This is a genomic window from Spirulina sp. CCY15215, from assembly GCF_016888125.1.
GTDB lineage: Bacteria > Cyanobacteriota > Cyanobacteriia > Cyanobacteriales > Spirulinaceae > CCY15215.
Map to the genome: position 1 here is coordinate 1 of NZ_JACSWA010000421.1, position 19,477 is coordinate 19,477.

The window sequence follows — 19,477 nt, forward strand, 5'->3', positions numbered from 1 at the left end:
CTACGTCAGAAAATAAACCTTTCGATGTTCACCCTAAATACCTCAAAATTATTTATCATGCGGACGGTTATGAATACGGTTTCAAATAATGATTCGCATAGTTTTTTTGATCGAAAGTCAGGGTCATTATCTTAAGCGGCGATCGCGATCGCACCTAAAATCCGATTTGGTTGGCGATCGCATTGGTAATTAATATTATTTCCTAAAACTAAAATCCCGAATAAACCAAAGTTGCCAACTTTGGCTAATTCAGGGCGATCGAGAATAGACTCCATTAACTTTCGTCCCACCCCTTGACCTCGATAAGACAGATTAACAATAACATCAAAAATCAACCCCCGATAAACATAATCTGTAAGAATGCGTGCAAATGCAACTAACTGTCCTGTCTCAGAGTCACAAAAAGCAACAACTTGATCTGAATGTTTTAACATTTCTTGTACATCTTCACGTTTTCGCCCCCGAGTCCACCACTCAACTTGGTACATTTGAAGAAGATCATCAACTTGAGCATCATTAAGATGCGAAATTTCTATTAACACTGGGAGACTCCCCTTGATGAAAGATACAACCCCATTAGTTGGCATTATTATGGGCAGTGATTCTGATTTACCCACTATGCAGGCTGCGATCGCCGTCTGTGAGGACTTTTCTGTACCTTACGAAGTGGCGATCATTTCTGCCCATCGTACCCCCGATCGCATGGTTAGCTATGCTCGGGAAGCCTGTCAACGCGGTCTAAAGGTGATTATCGCCGGGGCGGGAGGGGCGGCACATTTACCCGGAATGGTCGCCTCTTTGACCCCTTTACCCGTCATTGGAGTACCTGTCGCGACACGACATCTCCAAGGACTGGACTCTCTTTATTCCATCGTGCAAATGCCGAGGGGAATTCCTGTTGCTACAGTGGCGATCGGGAATGCCCAAAATGCAGGTTTACTTGCCGTACAAATTCTAGCATCCCACGATCCCCAACTTCTTGAAAAAGTCCAACAATACCGCCAAAATCTTGCTCAAACTGTCTTCGATAAACAACAAAAACTAGAACAGATTGGTCCTCAAAAATATTTAGAGTTAGATTAAAAAATGTTGTTTATTGCTTGTTGTTTGTTGGCTGTAAGCCTGTCATTGGTAAACTGATTGCCAAATAACCAATAACGAGGATTATGTCTTATTTTCTGATCTGTAGTCCGAATAGTAACAACGAAAAAATTTTTAAGTTAAAGTGGGGAACGAACACTCTCGGTCGTTCTCAGAGCAATAGTATCTCGATTAAACATAACAGTTTGTCTCGTCATCATGCGGAAATTGTTATCAACCGCGATCGCTCTATCGCTAAAGATTTGAATAGTTTGAATGGAACATTTGTAAATCGCAAAAAGATCAAACAGCAAACTCTCAAGCATGGCGATTTAATTATTTGTGGCACGATTGTTTTTAAATTTCTTGATGCTTTTGCCAACTCTGAAAATAACTTAGAAGACAGTGAAGATTTGCCCATTGTTCGTCAATTTTCTCCGCAAACTAATCAGGTTGCCATTGAAGATATATTAGATATTACCAAATCCTCTTCCTCTGCTTTACGGCTCAAACAAAAGGATGTTAATCGGAGAGATGTCGATAAATTAAGGATTTTGTTAGAAGTTAGCAAACAACTTTCTTCATCGGAAAATCTAGATCAGCTATTAACCAAAATACTGACGCTTTTATTGCAAATAATGAACGTCGATCGCGCCGCAATTTTGTTGCTTAGTGAAGAGACAAAGAAACTAGAACAAAAGGCTGTATGTTCGCGCTTGGGAATCTCTGTAAATTATCAATTTTATAGCACTAAAATTATTAATTATGTTTGTAAACATGGCAATGCCATTTTAACAGATGATGCGGGAGCAGATCGCCGCTTTCAAGGTTCGGACTCAATTTTAATTCAAGCTATTCGTGCTTCGATGTGCGTTCCTTTGCTAACAGGAGAAGAGGTTTTTGGTGTATTATATGTGGATAATTTGTCGAAGTCTAAAGTCTATACAGAAGAAGATTTGGAGTTTTTGAGTGCTTTGGCAACTCAGGCCGCGATCGCGATCGATAATTCTCGCTTGACGGAAAAAATGCAGGAAGAAGCAATTTGGCGAGATAAAATGGAACGCTTTTTTCCTAAAGCTATCAGTCGCAAACTTCGCGAGGAAGGACACCTTGAAATTATTGATACGGAAGTGACTGCATTATTTGCAGATATTAGTAATTTTACCAAAATGTCTTCGACAATGGAACCCCGTCAAGTGATTGAAATGTTAAATGATTATTTTAATGTTATGGTTGAGGAGATTGTTTTTGCTTATGAAGGCACATTAGAGAAGTATATTGGTGATGCGTTGTTAGCTGTTTGGGGTGCGCCTTATGCCCAAAAAGATGATAGCGATCGCGCCATTCAAGCAGCTATTGATATGCAATATGCAGTCCGTCGTCTCAACCGAGAATGGGCGGAAAAAAAACGCCAACCTATCGCTATTCATATTGGTTTAAATACAGGGAAAGTTGCCGCAGGAAATATTGGCTCAAAAAAACTGATTCAATATGCGGCGATCGGGGATACAACAAATGTAACCAGTCGTATCTGTAATGTTGCTAAAGCTAATGAAATTGTTATTTCTCAAAGCACTTATAATAAACTCAAACATCGCGAGGATTTACCTTTAGAAAAGCTACCTCTAGTCCGTGTTAAAGGTAAAGAGAAACCCTTGCAACTTTATCGCCTACATTGGCAGCGTATTTCAGGAGATCGGACTATTCCTTCTCACGAGATTAATTAATTTTGACAAGATTTTTGCTAAAGTAACTCATAATTCATAACTCATTATTGCTTTTTCCCAAATTGGTAAATCTTCGGGATAGTCAATATCGCCTAAAATAGGTAGTTTGGCGATCGCGCATCCTAAAGATTCAGCAATTTTTAAAGTTTGCTGTAAAACTTGAGAAGTTCCCCAGTTAATATCTTGAAATAATTGAGGCAGATATCGACTTAAACCGACCAAATAATAACCCCCATCCTCTGCTTCTCCCAAAACCAAATCATTGTTCTGGAGTGTCTCAAAGGCTTCAGAAAGGCGATCGCAATTCAAATCTGGACAATCAACCCCAACAATAACAATACGTTCCATTCCTTCTGCAAACCCCTGCTTAAAAGCTGTTTGAATGCGTTCTCCTAAATCTCCTGTTGCTTGGGGAACATAAACCCATTCAGGTCCCAACCAAGACTGCATTAATGTTTCATCTCCACCCGAGAAGTAAATTTCTAGAGAAAGAGAACGAATTTTAAGCAATTTTTGAGCTTGTTTTAAGGTATGTTCTGTCATTTTGCGCTGTAATTGCGCGGCACCTTCTGCACCTAATGCAGGAATGAGACGAGTTTTTGTTTTCCCTGCTTCGGGGTAGCGTGTAAATATCAGTAAACGTTCCACTTTTTTATTATCAATGAACATTTAATATCAATCACTATCAACGATCGCCAATTATTGGTAAAACTACGTGAAATGTTGTTCCTACACCGATTTCACTGGTAAAACTAATAATTCCCTCGTATAAATCAACTGCTTTTTTGACAATTGATAATCCCAATCCTGTCCCCGCAATATCTTGAACATTTTTAGCACGATGAAAATGCTCAAAAAGACGCGATCGATCTTGAGGAGGAATACCAATGCCGCGATCGCGCACTGTAAATTTAACCTTTTCTCTTTCTCCATTAGTGCCAGTCGAGGCTATTTTCATCGCTGTAAAATCAATAATACCTCCATCTGGGGAATATTTTATCGCATTTGATAGTAAATTGCTAAAGATATGGCGGAGGAGTTTTTCATCCATAGGAATTGAATCAAGATCGGTAGAACATTGCAACTGAATTTGATATTTTTCACCGGCTGTGAGTTGAAATTCCTCAACTAATTCTCGACAAAATTCTTCTAAATTCAATTTTATCGGCTTGACTTCTAATTTACCCGCTTCGGCTCGCCCAATTGTTAAAATATCTTCTAATAGTCTGGTCATCGTATCTGTAGATTGTTTGATCCGCTTTAAATGCTTGCTTTTTTTCTCTTCTGGCCAGCGATCGCCAAAATTTTCCAGCAGTTCAACAGACATTAAAATACTTGAAAGAGGATTGCGAAACTCGTGAGAAGTCATAGAAATAAAACGAGACTTTAGATCATTGAGTTCCTTTTCTTTTACTAATGCTTTTTCAATTTCTGCTTCGGCTCGTTTTTGTTCAGTAATATCTCGCCCAATATAAATAAAAGCGGGAATTTTCTTTTCAGTTTGGATAACACTGCAAGAAAAACCAACAATTAAATTGCGACCTTGTTTTGTCCTGCATTTAACTTCAATCTCTTCGATCGCTTCTCCCGCTAATAATTTTTGGCGATCGCCTGCCAATAATTCTTCTCTATCACTAATAATTTCGGCAATAGATAAGCCAATTAATTCCTCCTCACGATACTGAAATAATTGTTTAGCTGCTTGATTGACTGTTTTTATTTTCCCCGATCGCGTCGTAACAAATAGAACATTTCCCATCGAGGAAATAATTTTATTGATATAGTCTTTATTGGTAGTTAACTCAGCAATAACCAGTCCATTTTCATTAACTTGCTGAAATAAAGTTTGATTGAGATTCATCATCGCCGTAATATCTTCAATTAAGGCGATCGCATGACTACCCATTTTTTCAAAAATCAGGTCTAAATAAACAAGATTCTCATTATTAAGCGTGCGAGAAATACCTTGAAATTTAAACTGATTTCTTTTTCCCTGGAGAATTTCCAGCAAAATTTTTTCCAGTCCAATGAGTTCCGGAAAAGACAAACGAGCATCTTTTCCTAAACCAAATTCCTGGGGAATTTCAGAAAAACTTTCTAGATTTTCAGAATAGTCCAAAATCTTAAATTCCCCATCGAGAATAAAATATTTCAAATGACTAGGAATAAAAATCTCTGATCTAAGAGTTTGATTCATAAACTGTTTCCTCCTTCAACAATTGGTTAACCAAAGTTTATAGGCCAATTCTTGGAAAATTGTATCGACATTATTTCCGGTTTTAGCGGAAGTATTGTAAACCCCTAAAATAGCCTCGGGAAGATTTAACTTATTTTTCATTTCTAGCACTTCCTCCTCTTCCAGTAAATCGCTCTTATTGAGGGCGATCGCAACTTGGCCGTGAGGATTAATTTCGCGATATTCTTGAATGCGATCGCCTAAATGATCGATAGTTTCCTGACGAGTGAGATCCGCAACCACCAAAACCCCGCTCGATCCTTGTAAATAAGCTGGCGAAATACTCTTAAACTTAGTATGCCCTTCAATATCCCAAATTAATAATTTTAATTCTTGTTCCTTTTCGGTTTGTACATCCTTAAGATGAACAGTTTTGCGAGAAATTTTTACTCCTACTGTCGAAAGATAGCGATCGCTAAATTGACGCTCGACAAAACGGCGAATCAGACTCGTTTTACCGACTCCAAAATCCCCCAGCATACACATTTTTTTAGAAATAACTGTCATTTAATTGATAGATTGTATTTATTTAATTTGCCTGAGTAGATGCCATTTTAACTTCCTCAAATCTCACGCAGCGATTGACCCAAAGCGGATCGTTTTGCGTGACCCCTGGAGGAAGTTGCAGATCCCCCTTAGTTGTTTCCAGTCTGTTGCTGGCAATTCCGGCATTTCTTAACACTTGTCTGACCACAACCGCTCGTCTGGGTGCGAGATCTTCGGTTAATTGAGCTTCTCCACTGTTATCTACGTGACCGATAATGCGAAGTTTCAGATCGGGATTTTCTTTGAGATAGTCAGCGAGGGGTAAAAGTTTGTTATTAATCTCTTGACGAGCTATTGTAATCCCCCCGCGATCGAAACAAATTCGCTCTTGACTGGGAACCGGTCGCTCATTCAAGGTTAACAAGACAGAATTCACCCCTGGAATTTTCTCAAAAGTTTCCGCAATTTTCTCACTGTTCTCGTTTTGGCTAATTCCTCCTTCTACAATAACGTTTCCTTTGGTTTCATCGTAACGCACTGTAATTTTTACCCCCGGTAATTGATTGAAAACCAAACTCTGTCGCTGGATTTCTTGACGCAGACGATCTGGATCTGTAGGTAATCCTACCGTGACGATTTCATTCCTTAATTGCCAACTGGGAGCGAGGGAAACCGCAATATTTTCCGCTTGTTGGCGCAAGCGATCGCTCGGGACTTGTCCGTTTAAAATAACTGTTTTCCTCTTAGCTTCAGCATTAATGCGATAAAAGGCTAACTCCGAATTGGAGAGCAAAGCCGCCATCACTTGGCGTTCCAACCCGTGAGCGACCTGCTGGCGATAAGTGAAGAAACCCCAAGGAATGCCCACAAAAATGAACAAAAAGAGGGCGATCGCCAAAACGCCAAAAGGTCGGCGTTTCTTCTTCGTTTTCACTTCCTCAATGGGATTATTGATGAGAGACTCCAGCAACTCGTAAACAGCGCGAGGAATCATGCTGGGATCGCCGTTATATTTATCAATCAATTCCCCATAGCTGTAATTGAGAATAATAGCACTGAGAGTATTTCTCAATTTAGTATAAAAACCCGCAGGGGGCTCCCCTTGAGTCACCGTGGCAATATAGCAATATCCCGCCACTTCCATCACAATTTGGAAACTTTCGTAATCAACCTCAGTTAATTCAGAAGTTTTCCCGTCTTGAGGGACGCACTCGCTGGCAAAACTGCGAATTGCTGTGAGCATTCCCGCCATCATATCTGCCTCGAGAGCTTGAGCATCGGCTTTTTGTGCCTCAGCAATCACTAACCCAGAATCTTTGTGAATTAAAAAAGCCGCTTGCACTGCAAAAGGGACCGATTGAGTTAAAATCAGTTCTGCTTCCGAAACACCCCGGATCCGAGCGCGAAATTTGCGATAAATCCCCTGCAAGCTAAAAGCATCCTCCACCTGCTTGTTAATGCTTTTGATGATTTCTCCCATGTATTTGGAGATTGTATTGCCAATAACGGGATAAAGGGCATCCACCATAGCATCTTTATCGAGGCGAACCTGTTCCTTAATCGATCGCCCGATCGCCGGAGCGATCGCTTGAATTACTTCATCAGGAGCATCGCCAATTTGTTTGGAGAGGGCCCCTGGAATAACCCCCGCTAAGGCTTTACTCATGGCAGCTTTATCTTCTCGACCCCGTTCCTCAACGATCGAAGCAATGAGGGGAACAAAAATCTCAATTACTTCCTGGGGGGATTGGGCGATTTTTCGCCGCAAAAGTTCCCCAAACACCGGAAAAATCAACTTTCCTAGGGTTGCGGGATCGTGCAGTTTCCGGTCAATTTTAGCGATTTGTCTCTGAGTTGCTTCGTTGAAAGAAGGGGCTTCTTGGTTGCTATTATTGGCCGAGAGATTTTCTTCGAGAAGCAAGTCCAAAAGAAGTAACCGCAAGCGTTCCACGGTTTCTTCGGTTTCTTCTACTTCTTCCCCGTACAACCATGCCGATAAAGAACTTGATTTTTTAGCCGAGGGAAATTGTTCCCTGGGACTTTCTGCAATCGTTTCGGCCTGAATTTCGACGATTTCCCCCTCATCCTCGGGGTTAGCCAAAGGTAATTGTTCCTGTGCAGAAACCTCTAATTCCGATAAAGCAGAAGGAAGCGGGGGCAAGGGCGTAGGATCGTCATCCTCGCTCGTTTGTAAAAATTCTTCAAGTTCTTCGCGATCGCCGCCTTCCTCTTGCCTCTTGCCTGCTGCCTCTTGCCTGCTGCCTCTTGCCTTCATCAGAGAAGGGGGAGGGGGAGGGGGAGGAAGTTTCCGTTTTCCCTTATCCGTCAAATTCCCCTGCTTGGAAGGGTTGGGAGAATTTGCGAGGGCAATTTGCAGATCGCTCATCAGATTGAACAAGCCCTCAAGCTGTTCAGGATCTTGAGGGCTTGACGGGGAAGATTCGGTCTTGGCTTCCGCCTCGGCCTTGGGGTTTTGAGGCGATGAGTTTTCTGACATAGCTGCCAATGAATTGAGCCGAAGCCGAGCGTCAAGCTGATACTCGGATTGCTATATTTTCAGTTTGCACCCTAATTTTGCAAATACAGCGTTAATGATATAACTTGAGCCACACTTAGCAAACGGGAAAATCAGATTTTTCTAATGTTTCTCGTTAATTCAGGGAGTCTATTCATCCATTAAGCTCGATCTGCTGGGGCTGTCTTGCTCTTCAGAGTCGTCATCGGGAAGTAAAAACTCAGCTTGCAGTCGGCTTTCCATTGCTTCTTTGAGATCGGGAACGAATTCTGTGCCTTTGACTTTGATGCACAACTCAAATAGCACTTCTGCGAGATCCGTGCGGGAAACTTTACTTTCTTTAAGATTGGAAAAACATTTTTCGAGTTCCGCAAAAATTTTCGTCTTTAAGGTTTGACTGTCAGACTGAAAATGCTCGCGAGTTTGGGTGAGTTCTTCCTTGAGAGCGGAGGTTTTACTATTAAAATTTTTATTGAGTGCCTCGAGGGTACCGGATTGTTTTTGGTTGGTTTGATCGATTTTTTGCCATAACTTGGTAGTTTCCTCGTGGGTAGTCAAACTGAGATATTTCAGTTTTTTCTCCAGAGAATCCGCCATTGTTTTCATTTCCGAGGATAGAGAAGATTGCATTTGATCTAGGCGATCGCGCACTTCTCGTTGTAAGGCAACAAATTCAGCCTCCATTCTGTCAAATTGCTGCTCGTATCCCCGCAATTGCGTCCCAAAAAGGATTTCGCGAATTTGCTCGACGTTTCCGAGACGATCGCGCATTTCTTTTTTGTTGAGTTCAGCCATATCTACTCCTCGTGCTGTAGTCTTGTCGCCTTGTAATGGGATTATCTGTCCTTGCTGAATATTAGCAGGGATTAGTCGCATTGTAGAGGTTTTTGGAATGCCATGATAATTCATCTATCTCATCCCAAAACCGATGACCTCTTTTAATGATATGTCTTTCGGCTAATTTCACGAGCGCTCCCTTAATTCTGCAATGATTTTTTCGATTTTCCGTTTCGAGCGTCTTAATCCATAAAGACGAGAACAAAATGAAGTAATGATAGCAATTAAATCTTCCATTAATTCATTTTGCTTGTCCTCGCTATGATTGACAATTTCAACGGTTTTTCCCATCTCTTTTAATAGGAGTTCAATGTAATTCGTCCCAAACCTCGCCAAACGGTCTTTATGCTCCACTACCAAGATATTATAATGGGAATCCGTTAAAACCTTGGCCAATTTTGGACGATTATCATTTAAGCCACTGCCAATTTCTTTGACAACTTTATAAATTTGATAGCCTCTGGCAATAGCATAATCTTTTAACCGTTCCGCTTGTCGCTCAAGGTTATCTTTATTTTCTGCATTGGAGACTCTGGCATAAATACAGGCAATTTTGTCGGTTTTCTTCTCCCCTTCTTCGGTAATGATAATTGTTCCCGAAGGCAGTTGATAGCCCGTTAGATGCCCTTTTTGCCACCATCTCCATGCCGTTTGATAACTAACTCCGGCTTTTTTGGCATAGTCTGAGAGTTTCATGATTATATCTTAAAATGAATGACTACACTTGACTATATATTTAGTTAAACTTTACAATACCCGTGCGATATTGCCTAAGAGGAAATGATCGAGATGAGGATTTTTGTCGCGAATGTGGTCAAAAAGTTTGCCGATATAGCGATCGCCGACCACCTGTGTTTGCATATATTGATGCCCCCGTCGTCGTAATAAGCCCCGCGCGGTTTGGAGAGCAAGCGCCGATCGCCTCTACAAATAAGTTAATCCTTCTGTATGAGTATCTTCAGTTTGCCGATCTAAATTAGATTCTAAGATTTTACAGAAAAACTTAATTTCCAAAATTTTAGACTCTATTAAAAATTTCACCAGTTTGGCAAATAAACCCCCTAATTTATGATTGCGAAATTGAGCGTAAGTACAGATTCTTAACAAAGTCGCGGTTAGCAAAGAATCTGTCCAACGATACATTTGTTGATAGGTAAAATTTTCAATATCCCTGGTGATAATTTGTTCGTGAACGTCATGAGATGGCAAAAATTGACTCATAAAATGTTCGTATTGTTGGCGCGTTTTCTGGGGAGATTTTAGGAAGCGATCTGCAAAACGAGCCGTATAAAGAGAAGTTGCTACCCCAGAACCCGTCGGAAACCAAACTTGGCTGTAAGTTCCTCCTGCTAATAGCCAATTTGTCCCCCCAGCGCGTTCGTGTTTAAAATATTGATTTTGTACGGAAATAATTTCTGTTTCTTGAGCGTAATCTTGGCGATAATCAATGCCTCTTTGTTGGTAGGCGCGATCGAGTAATGCGATCGCCTCTCGATCTGATATATCGTATTTCTCTGCATTGATACTCATCCCCACGGAAACATAACTTCCTAAAGGAATACACCAAGCCATTCCCTCAATTCCGTCTAACTCTTGGCATAGTTTTAATAAGTTGGTTGAGTGAGACCAAGATGCTGTTTTATCTTGGCGATCGGAACAGCAAAATTGAGAATTGGGGCGACGATAATGAGTAAAGAAAATTCTTTGTTTTTGGCTGAAAAAGTGGCAAGGAATCTCTAGTTTTTTGGGTAGCAATCTTACGTGATTGGTTGCATCAAAGACAAAAGAAGGATGAATTATAGAACCATCCTCGAGCAGGAGTTTTTGAATTTCATCGCGATCGCGATCGTAGATAATATCTGTTACTTTTTGCTCTAAAAATAGGCAATGTTCGTTTTGAGTGACGCTTTCAAACAGTGCCAGATCGAAGCCAATGCGATCGACATGAAACAAGTGTTTAAATTCCTTGAAACCTGTCAATTTAAAAAATGCGGAAAATATTGAATTCATGGAAGTATCTAGATCGCAACGAGTAACCAGCTTTCCTGTATAAAAAACAATATTTTTCTTAGGAAAACAGTATTGACTGAATTCGGGAAATAATTCCTCTAGATCGAGACTTCCTTCGCCATTAATTGATTCTCCTAACTTGGGACGACTGGGATGCGGAGGTGTACCGATCGCCAAATGCTTAATTTTCTTCTTACTCAAACTCCGACTGATTGCCATTCCCGTAATACCAGTACCGATAATTACGGGCATTGATTCCCGTGCAAAAAGTTCTTGATACATGATTCAATTCTCCTGAAAACTGTTAAGAAACCCAGATATTAGCGTTAATATTTATTCAACCAAGAATAAATACAGAGACGCAGAAATAATAAAGTGAAGATCGGTTTATAGACAATGAGATCGCCATGAATAAAGGTGTAGTTTGTCGTATAAGACCATATCTTCGTAACGCGATCGCCGTCGATTTGATAGCGCACGGGAACATCTCCCGAAGCGATCGGTTTACCGTTTTTTGTTCCGTGCCATCTCGCTAAAACTTCGACAATGTTATCTTTTACTATCATTTGTTCTTCTCGCAGTTCTAAACCCTGCATTTTGCGATCGGCAATAAACTGGAGAAAACGCACCCATCTACACCACCAAATTAATCCCCCACCGGAAGGAAGATCGTCTCGATAGATTTCTACATCTTCGGCGATATAGTTGGCGATCGAGGACATTTCTTGTTGACGAGAAATAATGGCCAATATATATCTCACAATTGCTTTTTTATCTTCTAAACAACTATCAATTGTTTTTTTGTTTTTCTTGATGTAAATCATTACAATTTCCTCAGTTAAGCACTAAGTTTTTTGGCATTTGACGATCTCCAAATATTTCATTTAAAAGATCGGGTTTTAAGGTTTTATTCCAGCGATATAATTGAACGACAACTCGATTAAAAGCAAAGATTGTTTCAATTATTTCTTGCCAATGTTCGGGAGAAGAGCCTTCACGAGTTTCGCTTCGCTCATTACGATGAAATAAAAAGAGCTTAATCAGTTCAATCGTACCGTGACGAATACATTGAAAGAAAGAATATTGCAATTCCCAGCGCGTAAATCCCCAAAATTTAGCCAAATGATTGACTTCATCTTGTAGAATTTGGGCGATCGCTTTTTGCAGTTCTCCCGTGCAATGAGACATTAACCAAATGTAACCCGCACAAGCACTCCATTCTGTTGTAATACGGCTCATAAGATGAGCGCCAATGCGATCCTTGAATCAGATGATTTGAAACAGAGTGAGGTTGACTCTCAAATTGATTTTGGGTTAACTGGCAATAGAGTCTTTTGTAAAGAGGTCCATGTCGTCTTTCTTCTTTTTCCCAAACTCCTACTTCTGTAATTCGATCGTGTTCATCGTAAATTCCTCCAATAAAACGAGCAAATTGAGGATGAGCTTTTAGCGTATAATCTCGCGATTCTTTGGAGTATCCTCGAATGGGTTCTTCTATGTCTGCAAACATTTGTAACATTCGATAAAACTGCTCTGAATCCATGCTAATAATTTGCTCGGGTTGAATGGCATCGATCGCCACTCTTTGCCAGGGACGCACGTGAGGATTGTCAAACTGAGTCGGTAGATCCGTGACAGCAGCAGTTAAAATATCGAAGGATAAAAAGCGATCGACTAAAGCATTAATTCTGGCTTGAGTTTGCCAGTAATTAGGATGGTAATCACAGTAACCAGCAAGATCGTTTGCAAACATAAGTAATCTCCAATTAAGAACAGAAAATAAGTGCAGAAAATAAGGACATTTCTCTCTGGCGAGAAATCACAGCAAAAATTGCTCTAATGATGGATTTTTTTGTTTCCATAGGATTGAGTTTCCTTGTTTTTATTTGAACAAGAAAAATAACCGCTAAAGAATCCATGAACTAAAACAGTAAGATTTTTATGGTATCGCTAAAAACCATTAAATAGAAATGTACTTTACTGAATTTTAGCTTGCATTCTTTCTATAATTATTATAGTATATTATTGAATGATTGCCACAATTTTCAAAGATAATTTAATGGCTCCCAAGAGATGCGATATTGGTTTCATTTGCAAACACTTTAGATAGGAGCAGTACAATTCTATGAGAGTTGGAATTTTAGATATTATCGTCTTACCTTCCACATCATTGATGGATAGGGTCTACCATGTTATGCTGAGTAAACAATTTGCTAGTATTGTTCCTCAAGTGATTTCTGTTTGGTGTCGTCAACTCGGTCACGAAACATTTTATGCAACGCATTATGGCGCGGGTGATGCTTTTCGCCTTTTACCCGATGATTTAGATGTTGTTTTCTTTGGTTGTTGTAGTTTGGCAAGTCCTCTCGCTTATGCTTTAGCAAAATTCTATCGCAAAGCAGGCACGACTACTGTTATTGGTGGACCTCATGCCGAAGCATTTCCGGTAGACTGTTTGCGTTTTTTCGATTTAGTTATTGGGGATTGCGATAAATCTTTTATTGCCGATATTATAGACGGAAAATTTGAACGCGGACAGTATATTTCTGCGGCTCAACCTTTTGAAGAATGTCCCACTGTTGAAGAACGAATGCCAGAAATTAAAGCTGCGGCTTTTTTTCAAAAACGCTGGTCGTTATATTTCTCAGTTTCATCCGAATCTCGTTCTGGGTTTTAACGACCCTAATTTTGGCATTCAATTTGAGCGAGTTTTTCAAGTTTTGGAATCTATTCCTCCTGAATCAAGAGTGCGCTATGGGATGGAATGTTCCCTAAGTATTCTCAATGAATCGAGATTGAAACGACTCCAAGACACGAAATGTATTTTAAGTATTCATGGCATTGAATCTTGGCAAGACTACTCCACGAAAGCAGGGGTGAAAAATCAAAGCGGGATTGAAAAAGTCGATCGCGTTGTGGAACAATTAAAACAAGTTTCTGAATATATTCCTTACATTCAAGTCGGTCTCATTTTTGGTTTGGATAGCGATCGCGGAGAGGAACCGATTACATTGAGTAAGCGATTCATCGAAAAAACTCCTTTTGCTTGGCCTGTATTTAATATTCCCATGCCTTTTGGTGGCACGCCAATGTTTGACCAATATTTTGAGAACGATCGCATTCTCAAAGCGATGCCATTGGCGTTTTACTCTTTCCCTTATTTGGCGTTCACTCTTAAGCATTACGACCCAATTACCTATTTTGAAAAACTGATTGAACTTTCTCAATGTGTCTCGTCCCCAGAAATGTTGAAAAAACGCATTCAGAGTACCCCGAATTGGCGGATTAAGATATTTCATTGGCTGCGAACTCAAGGAGAAAAATCACATGAAAAGAAATATCACGAAATCCTAACACAACTCAAAACAGACTCGAATTTTCTTGCTTTCCATGAAGGAAAATCTGAAACATTACCTGATTTTTATCGCCATCAATTGAAGGTAATGTTAGGTCGCTATGCGGAATTGATCTCTCCTGAAGAACTGCATCCTTGTTTGGAACAAAAAGCCCCGCGAATCGTTGGCAGTCCGGTTGGAGTGGCTTAGGTCTGAACACTAATTGCTAGTTACACGATCCCCCTAAATCCCCCTTAAAAAGGGGGACTTTCAGAACCCCTAAATCCCCCTTAAAAAGGGGGACTTTCAGAACCCCTAAATCTCTCTTAAAAAGGGGGACTTTCAGAACCCCTAAATCCCCCTTAAAAAGGGGGACTTTCAGAACCCCTAAATCCCCCTTAAAAAGGGGGACTTTTAGAACCCCTAAATCTTCCTTAAAAAGGGGGACTTTCAGAACCCCTAAATCTTCCTTAAAAAGGGGGACTTTCAGAACCCCTAAATCTTCCTTAAAAAGGGGGACTTTTAGAACCCCTAAATCTTCCTTAAAAAGGGGGACTTTCAGGTTTATAGCAAGTTGGGGGGTTATCGAATCGACTGATAGCCTTGCAGGACACCGTTAGGAGAGAAAACCATTTGCCAGACTTGAGAATGCCTGGCACCAAAAGAGCCACCAATGGAACAAAGGAAATACTTCCACTTGCGATAAAATTCCTCGCCGTATTTTTCTTTTAGTTTTGGCCAGTGGCGATCGAAGTTTTCCAGATAGGCCATAAAAGTTGGGTGATAATGATGACCGATATTCTGTAAATCTTCTAAAACCAGTAGTTCTTCTGTTGCTTTGCTAATTTGAGCAAGAGAAGGTAAGTAACCATTGGGGAAAATATATTTCATCGCCCAATTTTCCCCAGACATATTTGTTTTCAGACTGCCAATTGTATGCAGTAAAAATAAGCCGTCTTCTTTTAAACAACACCTGGACATTTCCATAAAAGTGCGAAAATTCTTATAACCAACGTGTTCAAACATCCCAATAGAAGCAATGCGATCGAATTTCTGTCCCTCAAAAGTTCGATAATCCTGCAATAAGAACTTAATTGGCAATCCTTGGCACATTTCTTCCCCAAGTTTGACCTGTTCTTTGGAGACTGTCAAACCCACACAGGAAACGCCATATTTTTCAGCAGCATATTTGATTAAACTTCCCCAACCGCAACCAATATCTAAAAGTGTCATCCCCGGTTTGAGGTGCAATTTTTGACAAACGAGATCGAGTTTGGCTTCTTGTGCTTCATCCAAAGTTTTCGCATTTTCCCAATAGGCACAAGTGTAGGTCATGCGCTTATCCAGCATATCTTGAAACAGGTCATTACCCAGATCGTAATGTTCTTCCCCGACTTGAAAACTTCTTGCTAAACTTTGTAAATTGGTAATGCCTGCGATCGCCGCTTCCGATAAAGAACTTAGATTTCTGGGTGCAACTTCCTCATGAAGATTTCCCCGCAAAATGTGAACAAAAAATTGGTCGAGTTGAGGACAGTCCCACCATCCTTCCATATATGCCTCTCCTAAGCCGAGAGAACCGTGTAAAAGAACGCGCTGATATAGTCTTTCATTATGAACTTGGATGTCCCAAGGACGAGAACCGTTAATTTGAATATCAACTTTTTCTAAACGAGTCTGAATTGATTTTTTGAGTTTTTCATTAATTGTTTTTTCGAGCCAATTTAAGGGGAGGGGTTGTAAATTGGGTAAATTTGATTGCATGATTTATCTCCAAACAATGTGAATGTAATGTAGAGACCCGATAAAATTATCTACTATTCAAACTTTTGACGCTTTTGTACATTCAATATTAAAATAGGCTTTCTCAAAATGTCAATATAGAAAAATTGATAAAAATTGATAAAAATTGATAAATGTTCAGTTTTTAATTTTAAAAGCATAATTCTACACTTAAATAAAAAACTTTATTCATTGACTTAACTGAAAATAAACCAAACCGAGTACGAAGTGTACAATGGTCACGCCGATTAAATTATAAGTTCGTCGATAAACAAGACCAAAGATAATACTAGCAATTAATGTTACCGTCATCGCTTCAAATCCATAGTTAGCATGAACGATGCTAAAGGCTAAGGCAGTGAGTATCACAGACATATAACCCTGGCGATCGAGCAAAAATCTTTGAACTAAAGTTTGTATTACTGCTCTAAAGAACTCTTGAATATAGCTATGAAGGATATAAAATAGCGATGTTATTGCAAAAGACATTGTGAGAAAATTATCTAATAATTTTGCTTCTGGAAAGACGGGATTGAGTGCAACACATACACCAAAAATAACCCCAACTCCCAAACCACTGAAGATAATTCCATCGATTAAAGATTTTTTGAGATTTTTTTTGATACTGACTACTTTTCTAAAAGGAAAGTCAATTTTAAGAAATAGTAGGATAGCAGGAACAAGACCGACAATAATGAGATAAATCCAGTTAAACAATGTTGTTTCCGCTATACTGCGATCGGGAACAAAGTCGGTGAATTCTGCTAGGATAATTGCCAGAAAAAAGCCAAAAACAAGTAAGAATAAAAAATAGCCAGAACGATTGCGTTCTTCTAGTTCTTCAATTTGCTTTTGCAGCGTCATAACGTGGCGATCGCTTAAAGAACGGAGATGATCGTTAACTTGTTTCGTAATCGTTAGATACAATATATTGAGAATTTTCTGATGTTCTAGAATGGTATCAATAACTCTTTGTTTTGACAAAATATAGGCAGTTACTTCTGTTTCTGCTTTAACGGAACAACTTCTAGGAGATTCATCAACAAAAGCCATTTCTCCTAAACTTTGTCCGGCTGACATTTCTTTGAATTTTAGTTGTTGTTGGGTATTCGGATCGGTCTTATAAAGTCCCACTATTCCAGAAATCAAAAAATAAATCTCATCCCGTTCTTCTTCTTCAAGGAAAAGAAAAGATTCTGGTTTGTAGGTTCTTTTCCGACAAATCCTTTCCAGTTGTTCTAGCTGAGATTGACTGAGATTTTCTAATAATGTAAATTTCTCGATCATAATTAAAAATTATCAAAAACTGGATTATTTTTTGGTAGGGGTTTGGTCTCCAAACCCGGTCTCCAAACCCGGTCTCCAAACCCGATATAGAGGTTTGGTCTCCAAACCCGATATAGAGGTTTGGTCTCCAAACCCCTATATCGAGATATTCTAAGACGATCGCTCGAGTTTCATGCGGGTATAATAGTCCCGAAATGATTGGTAATACTCAATATCACTATACAAGTGACAGCGATCGGTAATGCGCTTCATTAATTGCCAAGAAAAGCGGCTTTCTTTACAGTATTGACCCCAATTTTCTTGAATACTTTCGTGAGCAGCACGCAAGTTATAAGAAGGAATTGCCGTGGAAATATGATGAGGAATATGAACATTAATGTGATGACAGAGAAATTCAATCCATGCCGGATATTCACAATGAACTGTTCCTTCTAATTGCGCCCTTGCTTCATGCCAGTCTTTATCTGGGGTAAAAGGAATATCGGGATCGGTATGATGAACGATAGTAAAGGTACTCATCCAAAAGTGATATCCTAACCAAGGCACGAGCCAGAACTTCACAAAACCCCAGAATCCTGTAGTGAGAATTAGAGTAGGGAAGGCGATCGCGGCACCAATGATAACAACTAAAGCAGAAAAACGCACTTGTTCCCGCTCTTTGCCCTCAAACTTCCACCAACTAAAGTGTATAAAAGCCCAGTGTAAGATAGAAGCCAGCCACCACAGCCGTCCTCGCGTCACCTGATAGCCCCATTTGAACAAAAGGGGTAAATCTTCGTAAACTTCGGTTTTAAACGGATTCCACGTATTATCAACCTCAAGATTATTGGTATGTTTGTGGTGATGATTGTGGAGAATGCGCCAACTGTGAAAGGGATAAATCAAAGGTAAAAACGCAATATGTCCCACCAGATCGTTCACCCATTTGCGCTTGGCAAAAGAACGATGGCCGCAGTCGTGGCCGACGACAAACCAACCCGTGATCGCGGTTCCGGTGAAGATCCAGGCGATCGGTAGGAGATACCAAGGGGCGATCGCAATGGCAGCATAACCGATCGCAACGGTAACAATACTAATCGCAACTTGTAACCATGCCTTGCGTCGATCTTGTTGAAAAACCTCACGGGGTAGGGTTTTTAAAATGTCTCGCAAACGTAAATCTGTAATTTCTAATGGTTTTGTTAATAATTCCGAGGGAATTTTTGCTGCTGTCATATTTTAGAGATTTGGGCTGTCGGGGGTAAAATTTGCAGTGCGATCGCGGCGATCGCCTTTACTGCTGTTTTTGTAGTCGGAAATTTCATCTCTTATATCACATTTCTTTACAATTTGGAAAGTATTTTGATTCAAGTCGTCTCATGCAATCCAATCTCAATTTTTCCATCTATAAATTTGGCAATTTGTCAAGGGATTGAAGTTATTTTTTTGAGGCCATAATTTCTCAAAATGAATTGAGGTTAGATTCAATACTTGCTGGCGATCGCGCCATTACCGATTTTCGTTAAGATGTTAGCGAGCAAACTTGAGGAAGAACGCAACTTATGGCCAGAACAGAATCAACAATGTTACCCTTGGGAACAAAAGCACCGGATTTTAATTTAACGGATGTAGTTTCCGGACAATCAATTTCTTTAGCAACTTTTGCCGATCGCAAAGCGCTTTTTGTGATGTTTATTTGTCGGCATTGTCCCTTTGTGAAGCACGTCCAAGCAGAATTGGCAAGCATTGGCCGAGATTACGCCGATCGCGAACATGGGAATTGTCGCCATTAGTACCAATGATGCGGAAAATTATCCCGATGATGCCCCCGATAAGTTAAAACTAATGGCCAAAGAACTTGACTTTAAGTTCCCTTTGTGTTACGACGAAAGCCAAGCAGTGGCTAAGGCTTATACGGCAGCTTGTACCCCAGACTTTTTTCTCTTCGATGGCGATCGCGCTTTAGTTTATCGCGGACAACTCGATGATAGCCGTCCCGGTAATTCTGCCCCTGTGAATGGCAAAGACTTGCGAGAGGCGATCGAGGCCGTATTAAGCGATCGCCCTGCCATTATCGAGCAAAAACCCAGCATTGGCTGCAATATTAAGTCAGGAACTCACCGCTAAGTCCTCCGGACTCTAGCGGGAGCTTGAAAAAGCCCTAACCTGACCAGACTCAGCGAGAAATCGCTACGTTATTTAG

General features: G+C 40.1%; 18 protein-coding genes and 2 pseudogenes. 5 read left to right on the forward strand and 15 right to left on the reverse strand.

Features of this window, described 5'->3' with window-relative positions; genetic code table 11:
- Nucleotides 1-131: 131 nt before the first annotated feature.
- A complete protein-coding gene (locus tag JUI58_RS11900; protein WP_204104006.1) occupies nucleotides 132-542 on the reverse strand; it encodes a GNAT family N-acetyltransferase in 411 nt (136 codons plus the stop codon).
- A 16-nt stretch (nucleotides 543-558) separates the two neighbouring features.
- On the opposite strand from JUI58_RS11900, the gene purE reads away from it, so the two are divergent.
- On the forward strand, nucleotides 559-1,083 hold the full coding sequence (gene purE, locus JUI58_RS11905; protein ID WP_204104007.1) for a 5-(carboxyamino)imidazole ribonucleotide mutase: 525 nt from the start codon (nucleotides 559-561) through the stop codon (nucleotides 1,081-1,083).
- An 83-nt stretch (nucleotides 1,084-1,166) separates the two neighbouring features.
- On the forward strand, nucleotides 1,167-2,807 hold the full coding sequence (locus JUI58_RS11910; protein WP_204104008.1) for an adenylate/guanylate cyclase domain-containing protein: 1,641 nt from the start codon (nucleotides 1,167-1,169) through the stop codon (nucleotides 2,805-2,807).
- A 27-nt stretch (nucleotides 2,808-2,834) separates the two neighbouring features.
- Here JUI58_RS11910 and JUI58_RS11915 read toward each other — a convergent pair whose 3' ends face one another.
- The 11 genes and pseudogenes from JUI58_RS11915 to JUI58_RS11960 all read right to left on the reverse strand — a co-directional run bounded on the left by JUI58_RS11915 (nucleotide 2,835) and on the right by JUI58_RS11960 (nucleotide 12,644).
- The gene (locus JUI58_RS11915) at nucleotides 2,835-3,455 is read right to left on the reverse strand and encodes a TIGR04282 family arsenosugar biosynthesis glycosyltransferase (protein ID WP_204104009.1); all 621 of its coding nucleotides are present in this window, start codon (nucleotides 3,453-3,455) and stop codon (nucleotides 2,835-2,837) included.
- Nucleotides 3,456-3,492: 37 nt separating this feature from the next.
- Nucleotides 3,493-5,004, reverse strand: a complete 1,512-nt coding sequence (locus JUI58_RS11920) for an ATP-binding protein (RefSeq protein ID WP_204104010.1) — start codon at nucleotides 5,002-5,004, stop codon at nucleotides 3,493-3,495.
- A gap of 15 nt (nucleotides 5,005-5,019) precedes the next feature.
- Nucleotides 5,020-5,550 (reverse strand): Rab family GTPase, encoded by a 531-nt coding sequence (locus JUI58_RS11925; RefSeq protein ID WP_204104011.1) that lies wholly within the window; start codon nucleotides 5,548-5,550, stop codon nucleotides 5,020-5,022.
- 22 nt (nucleotides 5,551-5,572) lie between these two features.
- Nucleotides 5,573-8,026, reverse strand: coding sequence for a BON domain-containing protein (locus JUI58_RS11930; RefSeq protein ID WP_204104012.1), 2,454 nt, complete (start codon nucleotides 8,024-8,026; stop codon nucleotides 5,573-5,575).
- A gap of 168 nt (nucleotides 8,027-8,194) precedes the next feature.
- Nucleotides 8,195-8,920: a hypothetical protein gene (locus tag JUI58_RS11935; protein WP_239121416.1), complete on the reverse strand. Its 726-nt coding sequence runs from the start codon at nucleotides 8,918-8,920 to the stop codon at nucleotides 8,195-8,197.
- A pseudogene (locus tag JUI58_RS27730) lies at nucleotides 8,910-9,011 on the reverse strand (transposase); the annotation flags it as partial. The pseudogene JUI58_RS27730 and the gene JUI58_RS11935, both read right to left, overlap by 11 nt.
- Entirely contained in the window at nucleotides 9,008-9,577 is a 570-nt protein-coding gene (locus tag JUI58_RS11940) for an IS607 family transposase (protein WP_239121417.1), read from the reverse strand. The gene JUI58_RS11940 and the pseudogene JUI58_RS27730, both read right to left, overlap by 4 nt.
- A gap of 228 nt (nucleotides 9,578-9,805) precedes the next feature.
- Nucleotides 9,806-11,173: a hypothetical protein gene (locus JUI58_RS11945; protein ID WP_204104013.1), complete on the reverse strand. Its 1,368-nt coding sequence runs from the start codon at nucleotides 11,171-11,173 to the stop codon at nucleotides 9,806-9,808.
- Between the two features lie 44 nt (nucleotides 11,174-11,217).
- Nucleotides 11,218-11,715 (reverse strand): hypothetical protein, encoded by a 498-nt coding sequence (locus JUI58_RS11950; RefSeq protein ID WP_204104014.1) that lies wholly within the window; start codon nucleotides 11,713-11,715, stop codon nucleotides 11,218-11,220.
- A 10-nt stretch (nucleotides 11,716-11,725) separates the two neighbouring features.
- Nucleotides 11,726-12,079, reverse strand: a complete 354-nt coding sequence (locus JUI58_RS11955) for a hypothetical protein (RefSeq protein WP_204104015.1) — start codon at nucleotides 12,077-12,079, stop codon at nucleotides 11,726-11,728.
- Complete coding sequence (locus JUI58_RS11960; RefSeq protein WP_204104016.1) at nucleotides 12,024-12,644, reverse strand: hypothetical protein; 621 nt, start codon at nucleotides 12,642-12,644, stop codon at nucleotides 12,024-12,026. Before JUI58_RS11960 ends, JUI58_RS11955 begins: the two co-directional genes overlap by 56 nt.
- Before the next feature lie 372 nt (nucleotides 12,645-13,016).
- Here JUI58_RS11960 and JUI58_RS11965 point away from each other — a divergent pair, with 372 nt between their 5' ends.
- Both JUI58_RS11965 and JUI58_RS11970 read left to right on the forward strand, forming a co-directional pair.
- Complete coding sequence (locus JUI58_RS11965; protein ID WP_204104017.1) at nucleotides 13,017-13,568, forward strand: hypothetical protein; 552 nt, start codon at nucleotides 13,017-13,019, stop codon at nucleotides 13,566-13,568.
- A gap of 118 nt (nucleotides 13,569-13,686) precedes the next feature.
- The gene (locus JUI58_RS11970; RefSeq protein WP_204104018.1) at nucleotides 13,687-14,436 is read left to right on the forward strand and encodes a hypothetical protein; all 750 of its coding nucleotides are present in this window, start codon (nucleotides 13,687-13,689) and stop codon (nucleotides 14,434-14,436) included.
- A gap of 372 nt (nucleotides 14,437-14,808) precedes the next feature.
- On the opposite strand, the gene cfa is transcribed toward JUI58_RS11970, so the two are convergent.
- The 3 genes from cfa to JUI58_RS11985 form a co-directional block, all read right to left on the reverse strand.
- Nucleotides 14,809-15,990: a cyclopropane fatty acyl phospholipid synthase gene (cfa, locus tag JUI58_RS11975; protein ID WP_204104019.1), complete on the reverse strand. Its 1,182-nt coding sequence runs from the start codon at nucleotides 15,988-15,990 to the stop codon at nucleotides 14,809-14,811.
- A 207-nt stretch (nucleotides 15,991-16,197) separates the two neighbouring features.
- The gene (locus JUI58_RS11980; RefSeq protein WP_204104020.1) at nucleotides 16,198-17,295 is read right to left on the reverse strand and encodes a cyclic nucleotide-binding domain-containing protein; all 1,098 of its coding nucleotides are present in this window, start codon (nucleotides 17,293-17,295) and stop codon (nucleotides 16,198-16,200) included.
- A 150-nt stretch (nucleotides 17,296-17,445) separates the two neighbouring features.
- Entirely contained in the window at nucleotides 17,446-18,510 is a 1,065-nt protein-coding gene (locus JUI58_RS11985) for a fatty acid desaturase (protein WP_204104021.1), read from the reverse strand.
- 326 nt (nucleotides 18,511-18,836) lie between these two features.
- Between JUI58_RS11985 and JUI58_RS11990 the strand changes: the two are divergent.
- Nucleotides 18,837-19,401, forward strand: a pseudogene (locus JUI58_RS11990) (thioredoxin family protein).
- Nucleotides 19,402-19,477: the final 76 nt, after the last annotated feature.

Excerpts from the sequence above, each read along its gene's own strand:
- JUI58_RS11955 (WP_204104015.1), bottom strand. The coding sequence starts at position 12,079 with ATGTCTCATTGCACGGGAGAACTGCAAAAAGCGATCGCCCAAATTCTA.
- JUI58_RS11920 (WP_204104010.1), bottom strand. The coding sequence starts at position 5,004 with ATGAATCAAACTCTTAGATCAGAGATTTTTATTCCTAGTCATTTGAAA.
- purE (WP_204104007.1), top strand. The coding sequence starts at position 559 with ATGAAAGATACAACCCCATTAGTTGGCATTATTATGGGCAGTGATTCT.
- JUI58_RS11945 (WP_204104013.1), bottom strand. The coding sequence starts at position 11,173 with ATGTATCAAGAACTTTTTGCACGGGAATCAATGCCCGTAATTATCGGT.
- JUI58_RS11965 (WP_204104017.1), top strand. The coding sequence starts at position 13,017 with ATGAGAGTTGGAATTTTAGATATTATCGTCTTACCTTCCACATCATTG.
- JUI58_RS11960 (WP_204104016.1), bottom strand. The coding sequence starts at position 12,644 with ATGTTTGCAAACGATCTTGCTGGTTACTGTGATTACCATCCTAATTAC.
- JUI58_RS11910 (WP_204104008.1), top strand. The coding sequence starts at position 1,167 with ATGTCTTATTTTCTGATCTGTAGTCCGAATAGTAACAACGAAAAAATT.
- JUI58_RS11980 (WP_204104020.1), bottom strand. The coding sequence starts at position 17,295 with ATGATCGAGAAATTTACATTATTAGAAAATCTCAGTCAATCTCAGCTA.
- JUI58_RS11930 (WP_204104012.1), bottom strand. The coding sequence starts at position 8,026 with ATGTCAGAAAACTCATCGCCTCAAAACCCCAAGGCCGAGGCGGAAGCC.
- cfa (WP_204104019.1), bottom strand. The coding sequence starts at position 15,990 with ATGCAATCAAATTTACCCAATTTACAACCCCTCCCCTTAAATTGGCTC.
- JUI58_RS11925 (WP_204104011.1), bottom strand. The coding sequence starts at position 5,550 with ATGACAGTTATTTCTAAAAAAATGTGTATGCTGGGGGATTTTGGAGTC.
- JUI58_RS11935 (WP_239121416.1), bottom strand. The coding sequence starts at position 8,920 with ATGCGACTAATCCCTGCTAATATTCAGCAAGGACAGATAATCCCATTA.
- JUI58_RS11940 (WP_239121417.1), bottom strand. The coding sequence starts at position 9,577 with ATGAAACTCTCAGACTATGCCAAAAAAGCCGGAGTTAGTTATCAAACG.
- JUI58_RS11950 (WP_204104014.1), bottom strand. The coding sequence starts at position 11,715 with ATGATTTACATCAAGAAAAACAAAAAAACAATTGATAGTTGTTTAGAA.
- JUI58_RS11985 (WP_204104021.1), bottom strand. The coding sequence starts at position 18,510 with ATGACAGCAGCAAAAATTCCCTCGGAATTATTAACAAAACCATTAGAA.